The organism is Diaphorobacter sp. HDW4A (assembly GCF_011305995.1).
In the GTDB taxonomy this organism is placed as follows: Bacteria; Pseudomonadota; Gammaproteobacteria; order Burkholderiales; family Burkholderiaceae_C; genus Diaphorobacter_A.
The window spans coordinates 2459919-2473951 of the sequence record NZ_CP049910.1 but is presented as its reverse complement, the minus strand read 5'-3'; the positions used below and the strand labels follow the sequence as shown (position 1 = coordinate 2473951).

14 protein-coding genes are annotated in these 14033 nt (G+C 64.4%); all 14 read left to right on the top strand.

Going from position 1 to position 14033, the window contains the following annotated elements:
* The first annotated feature begins 6 nt into the window (after positions 1 to 6).
* The 14 genes from G7047_RS11155 to G7047_RS11090 are packed head-to-tail and all read left to right on the top strand — an operon-like array spanning position 7 to position 14029.
* Positions 7 to 438: a Zn-ribbon domain-containing OB-fold protein gene (locus G7047_RS11155; protein ID WP_240939454.1), complete on the top strand. Its 432-nt coding sequence runs from the start codon at positions 7 to 9 to the stop codon at positions 436 to 438.
* A complete protein-coding gene (locus tag G7047_RS11150) occupies positions 435 to 842 on the top strand; it encodes a hypothetical protein (RefSeq protein WP_166304999.1) in 408 nt (135 codons plus the stop codon). The genes G7047_RS11155 and G7047_RS11150 overlap by 4 nt, the downstream gene beginning before the upstream one ends.
* Before the next feature lie 2 nt (positions 843 to 844).
* Positions 845 to 1282 (top strand): MaoC family dehydratase, encoded by a 438-nt coding sequence (locus tag G7047_RS11145; RefSeq protein WP_166304995.1) that lies wholly within the window; start codon positions 845 to 847, stop codon positions 1280 to 1282.
* Positions 1272 to 2282: a thiamine pyrophosphate-dependent dehydrogenase E1 component subunit alpha gene (locus G7047_RS11140; RefSeq protein WP_371813862.1), complete on the top strand. Its 1011-nt coding sequence runs from the start codon at positions 1272 to 1274 to the stop codon at positions 2280 to 2282. Before G7047_RS11145 ends, G7047_RS11140 begins: the two co-directional genes overlap by 11 nt.
* A complete protein-coding gene (locus G7047_RS11135; RefSeq protein ID WP_166304987.1) occupies positions 2279 to 3259 on the top strand; it encodes an alpha-ketoacid dehydrogenase subunit beta in 981 nt (326 codons plus the stop codon). Before G7047_RS11140 ends, G7047_RS11135 begins: the two co-directional genes overlap by 4 nt.
* Before the next feature lie 52 nt (positions 3260 to 3311).
* Entirely contained in the window at positions 3312 to 4103 is a 792-nt protein-coding gene (locus G7047_RS11130; RefSeq protein ID WP_166304984.1) for an enoyl-CoA hydratase/isomerase family protein, read from the top strand.
* 3 nt (positions 4104 to 4106) lie between these two features.
* The gene (locus G7047_RS11125; protein ID WP_166304981.1) at positions 4107 to 5315 is read left to right on the top strand and encodes a dihydrolipoamide acetyltransferase family protein; all 1209 of its coding nucleotides are present in this window, start codon (positions 4107 to 4109) and stop codon (positions 5313 to 5315) included.
* The gene (lpdA, locus tag G7047_RS11120; protein ID WP_205904768.1) at positions 5312 to 6727 is read left to right on the top strand and encodes a dihydrolipoyl dehydrogenase; all 1416 of its coding nucleotides are present in this window, start codon (positions 5312 to 5314) and stop codon (positions 6725 to 6727) included. Before G7047_RS11125 ends, lpdA begins: the two co-directional genes overlap by 4 nt.
* A gap of 34 nt (positions 6728 to 6761) precedes the next feature.
* Entirely contained in the window at positions 6762 to 7766 is a 1005-nt protein-coding gene (locus G7047_RS11115) for a tripartite tricarboxylate transporter substrate binding protein (RefSeq protein ID WP_166304964.1), read from the top strand.
* Positions 7767 to 7825: 59 nt separating this feature from the next.
* Positions 7826 to 8998, top strand: a complete 1173-nt coding sequence (locus G7047_RS11110) for an acyl-CoA dehydrogenase family protein (RefSeq protein ID WP_166304961.1) — start codon at positions 7826 to 7828, stop codon at positions 8996 to 8998.
* 37 nt (positions 8999 to 9035) lie between these two features.
* Positions 9036 to 10547 (top strand): AMP-binding protein, encoded by a 1512-nt coding sequence (locus tag G7047_RS11105; RefSeq protein ID WP_166304958.1) that lies wholly within the window; start codon positions 9036 to 9038, stop codon positions 10545 to 10547.
* A 55-nt stretch (positions 10548 to 10602) separates the two neighbouring features.
* Positions 10603 to 11607 (top strand): tripartite tricarboxylate transporter substrate binding protein, encoded by a 1005-nt coding sequence (locus G7047_RS11100; protein WP_240939453.1) that lies wholly within the window; start codon positions 10603 to 10605, stop codon positions 11605 to 11607.
* 29 nt (positions 11608 to 11636) lie between these two features.
* Positions 11637 to 12830, top strand: coding sequence for an acetyl-CoA C-acyltransferase (locus G7047_RS11095; RefSeq protein WP_166304955.1), 1194 nt, complete (start codon positions 11637 to 11639; stop codon positions 12828 to 12830).
* A 17-nt stretch (positions 12831 to 12847) separates the two neighbouring features.
* The gene (locus G7047_RS11090) at positions 12848 to 14029 is read left to right on the top strand and encodes an acyl-CoA dehydrogenase family protein (RefSeq protein ID WP_166304952.1); all 1182 of its coding nucleotides are present in this window, start codon (positions 12848 to 12850) and stop codon (positions 14027 to 14029) included.
* Positions 14030 to 14033: the final 4 nt, after the last annotated feature.

The following is a 14033-nucleotide window of genomic DNA, read 5'->3' as shown; positions in this document are numbered from 1 at the left end:
ATGAGCATGAGTTTGAACATGACCACCAACTATCCGCTGCCCCGCGCCAACGCCCAGACCAAGGCGTATTGGGACGGCTGCGCGCAAGGCGAACTGCGTTATCAGCGCTGCGCGAATTGCGGCCATGTGCAGTGCATTCCGCGCTCGCTGTGCGACCAGTGCCAGAGCAGCGATCTGCAATGGAACGCCTCGCGCCGCGAAGGCACGGTGCTGACCTTCACCACCGTGCACCGCGCGCCGCTGCCGGTGTTCAAGGACATGGTGCCGTATGTGATCGCCATCGTCGATCTGGACGAGGGCTTTCGCGTGATGGCCAACGCCTTGCCTGCCGTGCAGCAGGGCGCGCTCGAAATTGGCTCGCGCGTGCGCATCGGCTTCAAGGACGTGCAGGGCATGGCGCTGCCGATCGTCGAGGCGATTCTGGAGACATCGAAATGAGCGCTGCGGAAACCACGAAACCCATTCTGTTCGACGACTTCGTGCCCGGTGCCCTGATGGGCGAGCGCGATGAGGTCTACGACGCGATGCAGGCCGCGCGCTGGCAATCGCTGTTTGGCGGCTCGGTCGGCAGCGGCGCGGAAGCTGCGAGCATGGCCGTGATCAACATGATGCGCGGCTACCTGAACCTGGTGACACCGCGCCCGCCGGGCAACATGCACGCCCGCCAGCGGCTACAGATGCGTCATCTGCCCCAACCGGGTGAAGCCATGCACATCGCGGTGCGCTGTCTGAGTAAGGAAGTGCGCCGTGAACGCAAATATGTGGAGCTGCAGGTGACGGGCTCAGGCATCGACGGCCGCGCGCTGTTCGAAGCGCAACTCTCCCTGATCTGGGCGGCATGACCATGAACCAGAAACCTCATTCATCCTCGAGCTTGGGCTCGACGCTGCAGACCTGCAGCCTGTTGGTGACTGCCGACTCCATCCAGACCTACGGCGAACTCACCAACGATTTCAACCCATTGCATGTGGACGCCGAATTTGCGGCCACAACGCCGATGGGCCGCCAGATTGCCCACGGAACCATGTCGCTCTGCCTGATCTTCCAGTGCATCGCGCGCAATTTCGGCGGTGCGGCGCTGGCCGATGTGGCGCTCGACGTGCGCTTCGTGAAGCCGGTCTTCATCGGCGACACGGTGACTGCGGGCGGCGAGGCCAATGCCGAGCAGCCCGGGCAGTGGAATGTGTGGGTGCGGGGTGACGACAGCGTGGACCGCATCGTCGGCAGCTTTCACCTGAATGAACAGGACAACGCAACTGGAGGAGAGCGCAATGTCAGTTGACAAGAAGAAAGCTGAAAATTCGGCGGCGGCTTCGTTCGATGTGGAGGCGCTCTCCGCGCTCTACCGCACGATGAGCCTGATCCGCCATGTGGAGACGGCCCTCACGCGGCTTTTCGCCAATGGTGAGGTGCCGGGCTTCATCCACCTGAGCATCGGCCAGGAGGGCGTCGCAGCTGGTGTGGCGAGTGCGCTGCTGAAGCAGGATTCGCTTGCCACCACCCACCGTGGCCACGGCCATGTGCTGGCGCGCGGCATGGATGTGACCGGCTTCATGAAGGAGATCATGGGCCGCGAAGGAGGCCTGTGCAAGGGCCGTGGCGGCTCGATGCACGTGGCCGATTTGAGCCTTGGCATTCTCGGTGCGAACGGCATCGTTGGCGCGGGCATTCCGATTGCGCTGGGCTCCGCGATGGCGCACAAGGCGCGCAAGACCGGGGGCGTGGCCGTGGCCTTCTTCGGCGACGGCGCGATGGCCGAGGGCGTGCTGCACGAGACGCTGAACATGGCGTCGCTCTGGAAGACGCCGCTGCTGCTGGTCTGCGAGAACAACGGCTGGTCGGAGTTTTCGCCCACCTCGCGCCAGTTCGCTGCCAAGCTCGAAAAGCTCGCCGAGGCGTTCTCGGTGACGTATGCGCAGGTCGATGGCAATGATGTGCAGGCGGTCGCCGAAGCCACCCGCATCGCCACCGATCAGCTGCGCGCGGGCAAAGGCCCCTATGTACTCGAGTGCAGCACGACGCGGGTGCGCGGTCACTTTGAAGGCGACGCGCAGAAGTACCGTGACGCGGGCGAACTCGAATCCGTGCATGAGCACGATCCGCTGACCGCCGCGCGCAAGCTGCTGCAGGAAGCGGGCGTGGATACCGCCGCCATCGACCAGGCCATCCACGCCGAGGTGGAAGCCGCGACCGAGGCCGCACGCGCCGATGCGCTGCCACGGCCCGAGGACGCAATCCGCGATGTCTACACACAAACAGGAAAGCAGGAGGCACGCGCATGAACGGCACGACGGAAATGCGGTATGTGAACGCCGTCACCAAGGCCCTCGCCGACAGCATGGCCGAGGACGCCAGCGTGATCGTGATGGGCGAAGACGTGGCGCACGCGGGTGGCTCGTTCAAGGCCACGCGTGGGCTGCTGGAGCAGTTCGGCGAGGAGCGCGTGATCGACACGCCGATATCGGAGTCGTCGATTACCTCGGCGGCCGTGGGCGCGGCGCTCACGGGGCTCAAACCCGTGGTCGAGATCATGTTCATGGACTTCATCACGCTGTCCATGGATGCGCTGGTCAATCAGGCCGCCAAGGCACGCTACATGTTCGGCGGGCAGGGCTCCGTGCCGATGGTGCTGCGCACGCCACACGGCGGTGGCCTGAGCGCCGGGCCGCAGCACTCGCAGTGTCTCGAGGCCTGGCTGGCGCACGTCCCCGGCCTCAAGGTCGTGTGCCCCTCGAACCCGCAGGACGCCTACAGCCTGCTGCGCGCGGCGATTGCCGATCCCGATCCGGTGATGTTCATCGAACACAAGGCCATGTATGCGCAGAAGGGCCAGGTCGACACCGCGCAGACCGTGCGCATCGGCGAGGCGCGGATCGCCCGCGAGGGCCGCGACGTGACGCTGGTGACCTACGGAGCGACCGTTGGCATCTGTCTGAAGGCGGCCGAGGAATTGGCGACGGAAGGCGTCGAGGCAGAGGTGCTCGATCTGCGCTCCATCCAGCCGTGGGACAAGGCGGCGGTGCTCGAATCTCTGTCACGTACCCACCGTGCGGTGGTGGTGCATGAGGCCGTACAGGCCTTCGGTGTGGGTGCCGAAATCGTCGCGACCATCGCCGACGAGGGCTTTGACGAGCTGGATGCGCCGGTGCTGCGCGTGGCCGCGCCGTTCATGCCTGCGCCGTTCGCCAGCTCGCTGGAGAAGGGCTACGTCGTCACCGCAGATCGCGTGAAAGACGCCGTGCGCAAGACGCTGGCCTGACAGGAACAACAGAACAGCCGTACAGCAGACAACAGATTCAGGAGAACACATCATGTCCGACGAACAAAACCCCATCCTCTGCGAACGCCGTGGCGCCGTGGGCGTGCTGACCATCAACCGCCCCAAGACGCTCAACGCGCTGAACGTGCCTACGCTGCTGGCGCTCGAATCCGCGCTGACCGATCTGGAAAAGGATGCCAGCGTGCGCGTGATCGTCATCACCGGCGCAGGCGACAAGGCCTTTGTGGCGGGCGGCGATATCGCCGATCTCAACAGTCGCCAGGGCCTTGCGCACTACGAGGAATTTGCCGAGGTGATCCACCGCGTGTTCCGCCGCTTCGAGATCTGCGACAAGCCGACCATCGGCGCGATCAACGGCTGGGCGCTCGGCGGAGGCACCGAACTGCTGCTCACGCTGGACCTGCGTCTAGTGGCCGCGGAGGCCAAACTCGGCCTTCCCGAAATCAACCTCGGCCTGTTCCCCGGCGCGGGCGGTTCGCAGCGCATCATCCGCCAGGTGCCGCTGTGCCGCGCCAAGGAGCTGATGTTCACCGGCAACCAAATCACCGCCGCCGAGGCCGTCGATCTGGGCCTGTGCAACCGCACCGTGCCGCGCGAATCGCTGATGGACGAGACCATGAAGCTCGCCGATCAGATTGCGCAGAAGTCGCCGCTGACCTTGAAGCTGCTCAAGCGCTCGCTGCGTGATGGCGCGGAGATGCCGCTGGGCGCAGCGCTTGCGCACGAGCAGGCCATCATCGGTCTGGTGCTCGACAGCAAGGATGCGCATGAAGGCTGCAGCGCCTTCCTCGAAAAGCGCCCCGCGCAGTTCACAGGAAAGTAAGCCATGCGACGCGAACTCCTGGTGCCCAAACTGGGCCTGACGATGACGGAAGGCACGCTGGTCGAATGGATGGTCAAGCCCGGCGAGGCCTTCAAGGCCGGGCAGAGCATCTTCGTGGTCGAGTCCGAAAAGGCTGCGAACGAGATCGGCGCGGAAGCCGACGGCGTGATGCTCGAATCCGTGGCTGAAGTTGGCGCAACGCTGCCCTGCGGCGCGGTGATCGGCTACTGGGATGACGGCGTGGCGGGCGAGGGCGTCGCCGCGCCGGTGGCGGTTGCTCCGGCGGTGCCTGTTGATACCAAGCCCGCAGCACAAGTCATTTCCGCTCCTGCTGTGGCTGCAGTTCCAGCGGGACAGCGTGTTCCAGTGACGCCCTTGGCGCGCCGCATCGCGCAGCAGAAGGGTGTTGATCTGGCCGCGGTGTCGGGCTCCGGCCCGCGCGGGCGAATCCGTGCGCGTGATGTGCTGTCCGCAAGCGAATCCAAACCGCAAACGGTGACGCAACAGACGGCACCGGCGCAGGCCGCAGGCACGTTGCGCGAGCCCAGCGGCCTGGAGCGCACGATTGCCCAGCGCCTCACGCAGGCCAAGCAGCAGATTCCGCATTTCTATCTGTCGGTCGAGGCCGAGGTCAGCGCGCTCATGCAGTTGCGCCAACAGATGAACGCGGCGCAAACCCGCCAGAAACTTACGCTCAACCATTTCGTGCTCGCGGCAGTCGGGCAGGCGCTCGATGCCATGCCCGAGGTGAATCGCGTGTGGACCGATCAAGGCATTCTGAGCCTCGGCGCGTCCGATGTCGGCATGGCGGTGAACAGCGACAAGGGCCTGATGGTACCGGTGCTGCGTGCGGTGGGCCAGCAGAGCCTTGGCGTGGTCGCAAGGCAGTCTGCCGAGCTGATCGGTCGGGTGCAGGCGGGCCGCTTGAGCGCCGCAGAAATGCAGGGCGGCGCGATCACCGTGTCCAACGCGGGCATGCATGACGTGACCTATATGGCCTCCATCATCAATCCCGGCCAGGCCATGATTCTGGGCGTGGGCAGCGTGCGCGAGCTGTTCCGCCCCGACGCGAACGGCCAGCCCGTGATCCGCCGCGAAATGGGCATGGTGCTGTCGGCCGACCACCGCGTGCTCGATGGCGTCACGGCGCTGAAGTTCCTCAAGCGCATCGTGCAGGCGCTGTCGCAACCTGCGGGATTGTTGGTGCAATGATGGTCACAGAATCCAAAACTCCCAACGAGTTCGACGTCGTCGTCATCGGCGGCGGCCCCGGCGGCTATGTGGCCGCTATCCGGGCCGCACAGCTCCAACTGCGTACCGCGCTGGTCGAGCGCGAAAACCTCGGTGGCATCTGCCTGAACTGGGGTTGCATTCCAACGAAGGCGCTGCTGCACACGGCCGACACGCTGCGCCGCATCAGCCACGCCGATGCACTCGGCATCACGGTGGGTGAGCCCACGGTCGATTTCACCAAGGTCATGGCGCGCTCGCGCCAGGTATCGCAACGGCTCAATCGAGGCGTCGCCCATCTGCTCAAGAAGGCGGGCGTGACGGTGTTCATGGGCTCGGCACAACTGGCGGGCCAAGGCGTGATCGAGTTGACAGACGCACAGGGCGCGAAGCAATCCATCAAGGCGAAGAACACCCTCATCGCGACCGGCGCGCGAGCCCGTGAATTGCCGATGCTGCCGTTTGACGGCAAGCGTGTCTGGGGTTATCGCGATGCGCTTTCTGCTAAGCAAGTGCCAGCCACATTGGCCGTGATCGGCGCAGGCGCCATTGGCATGGAGTTCGCGAGCTTCTATGCCGCGCTCGGCTCCAAGGTCACCGTCATCGAGGCCGCGCCGCGCGCGCTGCCTGCGGGTGATGAGGACGTGAGCGCCTTTGTGCAGGCGGCGATGGCCAAGGAGGGCATCCGCTTCATGACTGACGCGCGGCTTGTCGATGCCAAGGTGGGCGCAAACGGTGTCGAGCTGCAGGTGGAGCAGGGCGCTGCAAAGCACCAGCTCGATGCGGATTGCGTGCTCGTCGCCATTGGACTGGTCGGCAACACCGAAGGTTTTGGCCTCGACAAGACCCGCGTCGCGGTGGATCGCGGCTGCATCCAGACCGGTGATTGGGGACAGACAGCCGAGCCCGGCGTCTTCGCCATCGGCGACGTGGCCGGTGCGCCGATGCTCGCGCACAAGGCCAGCCACGAGGGCATCGAATGCGTGGAGCACATCGCTGGTCAGCGCAGCGGCAAGCAGTCGCACGCGCTGATCCCCGCCTGCGTCTACAGCCATCCGCAAAGCGCGAGCGTGGGACTGACCGAGGCGCTGGCGCGTGCCAGCGGCGCGAAGGTTCGCGTGGGCAAGTTTCCGCTTGAGGGCAATGGCAAGGCGATTGCCATCGACGAAGCGGCGGGCTTCATCAAGACCGTGTTCGACGACGCGACCGGCGAGCTGCTGGGCGCGCATCTGGTAGGGCCCGAGGCGACGGAGCTGATCCACGGCTTTGTGCTCGCGGGCACGCTGGAGGCCACAGAAGCCGAGCTGATGGAGACGGTATTCCCGCATCCCACGCTCTCCGAATCCATGCACGAGGCGGTGCTGGCCGCCTACGGCAGGGCCATCCATATCTGACAACGGAACAACAGAAATTCATCAGGAGACAAACATGCAATTCAAGTTCACACGCCGACTGACTCTGGTGGTGGCGGCCATGGCCGCGATGAGCGCCATGACCGCCGTGACCGCTCCGGTCAATGCGCAGACCACGCCCGCCATCCCGGCGGGCAAGCAGATGCGTATCATCGTGCCGTACTCGGCGGGTGGCACCTCGGACATTCTGGCCCGCAAGCTCGCTCAGAAGCTCGGCGAGCAGATGGGCCGTCAGGTGATCGTTGACAACAAGGCTGGCGCGGGCGGCACCATCGGCACCGACGCGACGGTGCGCGGCGACGCCGACGGCACGACCATCCTGCTGCACAGCGGCGCCATCGCGACCGAACCGGGCATCAAAGCCAAGCTGCCGTATGACGTGACCAAGGACCTCGTGGCCGTGACCACGGTGGTGCGCGGGCCTTTCGCGCTGCTGGTGAGCAACAGCCTGCCGGTCAAGACGGTGCCCGAGCTGATCGCCTACGCCAAGGCGAACCCCGGCAAGGTGAACTACGGCACGCCTGGCATCGGCACCTCGGTGCATTTCGCGTCGGAATACTTCAAGGCCGCCGCCAAGGCACCCATCACGCATGTGCCGTACAAGGGCGCGAGCGCCTCGCTCACGGCGCTGATGAGTGACGAGATCCAGATGGTCATCGACCCGCTGGCCACCGCCAAGAAATACGCCGAAGCCGGAAAAATGCGCGCGATTGCAGTGACCACTGCGCAGCACACCAATCTCTGGCCGCAGATGCCGACCGTGGCCGAGGGCGGTGTGCCGGGCTTCGACACGGCCGTCTGGTACGGCATGTACGTGCCCGCCAAGACACCCGCCGCCATCGTGCAGAAGCTCAACCAGGAGATGGTGACGATTCTGCAATCCGACGACATGCGCAAGTGGCTGAGCAACGAAGGACTGGAAGGCGTGGGCGACACGCCAGCGCAGTCGCAGGCCTTCCTCGCCAAGGAAATCGAGCGCTGGAAGGCGCTCGCCAAGACCGCCGGCATCCAGGCCGAATGAGTATCGACGCCCAGACGAACGATCACACGAACGAACAAGCAGATTAAACGGAGCACAGCATGGACTTCCGACTCAACGACGAACAGCGCATGATGATTGAAACGGCTCGCCAGATCGGCGAGAGTTTCGGGCTGGAATACTGGCGCAAGAAGGACGCGGAAAAGTCCTTCCCCACCGAGTACTGGAAGGCCGTCTGCGACGCTGGCCTCTGCGGCGTGGCCTTACCCGAAGAGCACGGCGGCAGTGGCCTCGGCATGATGGAGATGGCGCTGATTGTCGAATCGCTCGCGGCGACCGGCGGCGGCTCCACGGTCGGGCAGCTGTTCATGATCAACCCGATCTTCGGCGGCGTGTCGATCTCGCGCTTCGGCAACGAGAAGATGAAGAAGGAGCTGCTGCCCAAGATCATCAGCGGCGAGATGAACTTCTGCATGGCGCTGACCGAGCCCGATGCGGGCACCAACACGCTGGAGATAAAAAGCTTTGCCACGCAGGATGGTGATGGCTGGCGCCTGAACGGCCGCAAGATCTGGATCACCGGCGTCGAATCCGCCGACAAGATGCTGGTGATCGCACGCACCAAGAAGTTGCAGGATTCCACCTCGCGCACCGATGGTCTCACCATGTTCATGATCGATGTGAAGCGCGAAGGCCTCTCGCACACGCCCATCGATAAGCTGGGCACCTGCACGCTCGATTCGAGCAGCGTGTTCTTCGACAACGTGCGTATCGAGCCTGACGAGCTGATCGGCACGCTGCACAAGGGTTGGCGCGAACTACTTGATGTGCTCAACACCGAGCGCATGGTGACCACCGCCGGACTGGTGGGCACGGGCGAGCTCGCGATCAAGCTGGCCGTGGACTATGCCAACGACCGCAAGGTGTTCGGCGACAAGCCGATCAGCAGCTACCAAGGTCTGCAGTTTCCACTCGCGCAATGCCATGTGGAGGTCGAATCCGCGCGCCTGTTGAACTACAAGGCCGCGACCAATTTCGACATGGATCTTCCCTACAGCAACGAGGCCAACGCCGCCAAGCTGATCGCCGCGCAGGCTGTCGCCAAGGCCACCGAGCGCGCGATGCAGACCATGGGCGGCATGGGCTACGCCAAGGAATTCCACGTCGAGCGACTGTGGCGCGACTGCCGTCTGTTCCGCTTTGCGCCGGTCTCGGAAGAAATGATCCTGAACTACGTGGCCAACCACGAACTCAAGATGCCTAAGGGTTATTGAGCACGGCCATCGAAACAACGATTCAAGGAGACGAAAAATGGTGTCAGTCAGTGCCAGTGTGGCCTGGTGGGCGCGCACCGAGCCCGAACGGCTGGCCTTGGTGTACGGCGGCCAGCGCCTGAGCTATGCGCAGTTGCAGCAGCGTGTGGAGCGCGCAGCCGCGCTGCTGGCGGCGCGCGGCATGCGGGCGGGCGATGTGGTCGCGCTGCTCATGAAGAACAGCGCCGCGTTTCTTGAGCTGTCGCTCGCCATCAGCCACATTGGCGCGGTGTTCCTGCCGGTGAACTACCGGCTCGGAAAGGACGAGGTGGACTACATCGCCGGGCATGCGGGCGTGCGCCTGCTGCTGGCCGATGAGGAACTGCGTGCCTCGGTGCCCGATGCGCTGCAGACCATCTGGGTGAACGAAGCGGCGCAGAACGACAGCGGTGTGCTTTCTGCGGGCGAGCAGTTGGCCGACGTGCCGCAGCACCCATCGCGGCCCGATGATCTCTACCGCCTGATGTACACCAGCGGCACGACGGATCGCCCCAAGGGCGTGATGCACACCTACGGCAACATGGCCTGGAAGTGTCTCGATCACATCACTGCGCTCGGCCTTGGCAAGACCGACAAGTTGCTGGTGGTGGGGCCGCTCTACCACGTGGGGGCCTACGACCTGCCCGGTATTGCGCTGTGGATGGCGGGCGGCGCGCTGGTGCTCGAGCGCGACTTCGACACCGACCGCGCGCTCTCGCTGATTGCCAGCGAGCAGGTGACCGGCGGCTGGATGGCGCCAGTGATGCTCAACCGTTGCCTGAGCCATCCAGGCCGCGCACAACACGACCTTGGCAGCTTTCGCTGGTTGATCGGCGGTGGTGAGCGCACGCCCGAGGAACGCATCCGCGAATTCACCGGGCTGTTCACCAACGCGCGCTATGTGGATGCATACGGCCTGACCGAAACCTGCTCGGGCGACACCATGATGGTGGCCGGCCGCGAGATCGAGAAGATCGGCTCCACCGGTCGTGCGCTCGCCCATGTCGAGCTCGCGATTCTGGACGACGACGGTAACCCGTTGCCCTCGGGCGAGCAGGGCGAGGTCTGCCTGCGCGGCCCCAAGGTTACACGCGGTTACTGGCGCGATGAGGCGAAGACGCGCGCCTGTTTCATTGGCGACTGGTTCCGCTCGGGCGATGTGGGGTATCTCGATGCGGACGGCTTTCTGTACCTCACCGACCGCAAGAAGGACATGATCATCAGCGGCGGCGAAAACATCGCCTCGTCTGAGGTCGAGCGCGTGGTCTGTGAACTGCCGCAGGTCGCCGAGGTCGCGGCCATCGGCCTGCCCGATGCGCAATGGGGCGAATGCGTGACCGCCGCCGTGGTCCTCAAGCCCGGCACATCGCTCACGCTCGACGAACTGCGCACGCATTGCAGCGGCAAGCTCGGCGGCTTCAAGACGCCCAAGCGGTTGGTGATCTGCGAAGCGCTGCCGCGCAATCCATCGGGCAAGGTGTTGAAGCGCGAGCTGCGCATTCAACTGGCGACGTCCACCGACCAGGCCTGACCTCACATCCCGTGCATTGCTTCATTCAACGCATCTTTTGGAGAGGAGACTTGTCATGGCAAAGCAAATGAATCAACGGACAACACAACGGACCACAGCGCGCCGTGTGGTGATTGCGGCCCTTGTCCTCGGTATCTGCGGACTGGCGAGCGGCAGCGTGCTCGCGGCGGAATGGCCAGCCAAGCCGGTCAAGGTGCTTGTGCCCTATGTGGCGGGCGGGCCGGTCGACAACGTCACACGCATGCTGATGGAGATCGTCGGCAAGTCGATGGGGCAGTCGATCATCATCGAGAACAAGCCCGGCGCGAACACGCAGGTGTCGACCGCGCAGCTCGCGCGCTCCGCACCCGACGGCTACACCTTCGGCGTGATTCCGGCGGCCTACACCACCAACCAGGTGCTCAACAAGAAGCTGCCCTACAAGCCCACGGACTTCGCGCCGGTGAGCCACATGGTCAACATTCCGCTGTTCATGTTCACCAGCGCCTCGACGCCCGCGAACAACCTCAAGGACTACGTCACGTGGGCCAAGACCAAACCGATCAGCTATGCCTCGACCGGCCCGGGTTCCACAGGCCATCTGCTCGGCGAGATGTTCTCGATGGCCTCCGGAATCAAGGGCAACCATGTGGCCTACAACGGCAGCGCGCAGGTCATGCCCGATTTGATGGCCGGACTTGTGGACTATATCTTCGACCCCGCAACAGGCGGCATGCCGCATGTGAAGGCGGGCAAGCTCAAGGCGTTGGCCGTGAGTGCGCCCCAGCGCTGCGAATGTGCGCCCGACATTCCGACCATGGCCGAGTCCGGCTATCCCGAGATCGTGCAGGGCTCGTGGATCGGTCTGGTCGCGCCTGCGAAGACGCCCAAGGACATCGTCGACCGTATGTCGGCCGAGGTTGCCAAGGCAGTGCACAGCCCGGAATTCGCCAAGCGCCTGAACGTGCTGGGCTTTGGCCCGGTAGGCAGCACGCCTGCGCAGTTCCAGGCGCTGATTGAGCGCGATGTGTCGGCTTACGCAGCAATCGCACGCAAAGCCAATATCCAACTCGACAACTGATTTTTTCACTTTCTTCCGAAGGAGTCGCCATGCGTGAAGCCGTCATCGTTTCCTATGCCCGCACGCCATTCACGAAGGCGCTGCGCGGAGAATTCAATCTGTTGTCCGGCCCCGAACTGGGTGCGCTGTCGATTGCTGCGGCGGTGGAGCGCGCGGGCGTGGAAGGCGACGCGGTGGACGACGTGGTGCTCGGCTGCGCCAACCCCTATGGCCGCAACGGCGGCAACATCGCGCGGCTGACTGCGGTGCGCGCGGGCCTGCCTGTGACGGTGAGCGGCGCCACCATCAATCGCTTCTGCTCGTCGGGCCTGCAGGCCATCGCGATGCTGGCGGGGCGCATTCTTACCGACGAAGTCGATGTCGCCATCGCGGGCGGTGTGGAGAGCGTGACCGGCACGCGCAGCTTTGTGCGCTCGCCCGAGGACATCGCCAAAGACCAGGACGAATGGCTGATGCGCCACCAGCCTGCCATGTACATGCCGATGATCGAGACCGCCGACATCGTCGCTGCGCGCTACGGCGTAACGCGCGAGGAGCAGGACGCGTTCTCGCTGCGCAGCCAGCAGTTGATCGCGAAGGCGCAGCAGTCCGGCGTGTTCGCCGACGAGATCATCCGCGTGAAGACCGAGATGGAGGTGATCGACAAGACCACCAAGGCCGCGTCGCGCAAGGCGGTGGAGGTGGCGCTCGATACCTGCAATCGTGTGGACACGACGCTTGAAAGCCTCACCGCGCTCAAGCCGGTGCGCGGCGATGACCAGTTCGTCACCGCAGGCAATGCGTCGCAGCTCGCGGATGGTTCGGCCGCCGTGGTGATGATGAATGCGCTCGAGGCCGAGCGCCGTGGCCTGCAGGCCATGGGCGCGTTCCGTGGCTTGGCGGTGGCGGGTTGCGAGCCTGATGAAATGGGCATCGGCCCGGTGTTCGCGATCCCCAAGCTGCTCAAGCGCTTCGGTTTGAAGATCGAGGATATCGACCTCTGGGAGATCAACGAGGCCTTCGCCTCGCAGGCGCTGTATTGCCAGAAGAAGCTTGGCATTCCGCTGGAGCGCCTCAACGTGAACGGCGGCGCGATCGCCATTGGCCACCCATTTGGCGTGAGCGGCACGCGCATGGCCGGTCACCTGCTGCAGGAGGGCCGTCGCCGCAAGGCCCAATGGGGTGTGGTATCGATGTGCGTGGGCGGCGGCATGGGCGCGGCTGGCCTGTTCGAAATCTTCTGAACCGAGGGAGCCACACCATGAACGAACTTTCTCCCAAAGCACAGCTGCTGGGCGCGCGGGTGCGCGAATTCATGCAGACCCGGGTACCACCCGACTATATAGAACGCACGCGCAACGGCCTTGGCCTGACCAAGGACGAACAGGTGCATTGGCACAACCTGCTCGACGCCGAAGGCTGGCTGGTGAACCACTGGCCGGTGGAGTGGGGCGGCCCGGGCTGGTCGCCGATGGAACGCTATGTGTTCGACTACGAGACCGCCGTCGGCAACGCACCGCGCATTCTGCCGTTCGGCGTGAGCATGCTTGCACCGGTGATCCTGCGCTATGGCTCCGACGCGCAGAAGCAGCGCTGGCTGCCGCGCATCCGCAGCGGTGCGGACTGGTGGTGTCAAGGTTATTCGGAACCCGGCGCAGGATCGGACCTCGCCTCGCTCAAGACCAGTGCCGTGCGCAACGGCGAACATTACATCGTCAACGGTCAGAAGACCTGGACCACCTTCGGTCAGCACGCCAACATGATGTTCTGCCTTGTGCGCACCGACCGCGAATCCAAGCCGCAGGAAGGCATCAGCTTTCTGCTGATCGACATGAGAACCCCCGGCATCGAGGTGCGTCCGCTCTACATGCTCAACGGCGAACACGAGGTCAACGAGGTGTTCCTCAACGATGTGCGCGTGCCCGTCGAGAATCTCATCGGCGAGGAAAACCGTGGCTGGGATTGCGCCAAATACCTGCTCACCTACGAGCGCACCGGCATTGCGGGCGTGGGCCTGTGCATCTCGCTCTACAACAAGCTGCGCGCGATTGCGGCCAAGGTGGTTCGCAATGGCAGGCCGCTGATCGACGACCCGCTGTTCCGCCAGAAGCTTGCGAAGGTGTGGATGGATCTTTCGAATCTGAAAGAGACCAATCTGCGCATTCTGCTGAACGCGCAAAAGGGTGGCGTGCCCGGTCCGGAAAGCTCGGTGCTCAAGATTCTTGGCACGGAGATCCGGCAGGAGCTGTTCTCGCTGCTGCGTCAGGCGGCTGGTTCTCGCGCTGTGGCGGTGCACGCGCCCGCGCTGGCGGACTTCGACGAAAGCCCCGAGGCCTTGCTCACTGCCACCGATAACTACTTCAACCATCGCAAGCTGTCGATTTTCGGCGGCTCCAACGAGGTGCAGAAGAACATTCTGTCCAAGTTTGTCTTGGGCCTGTGAGGAG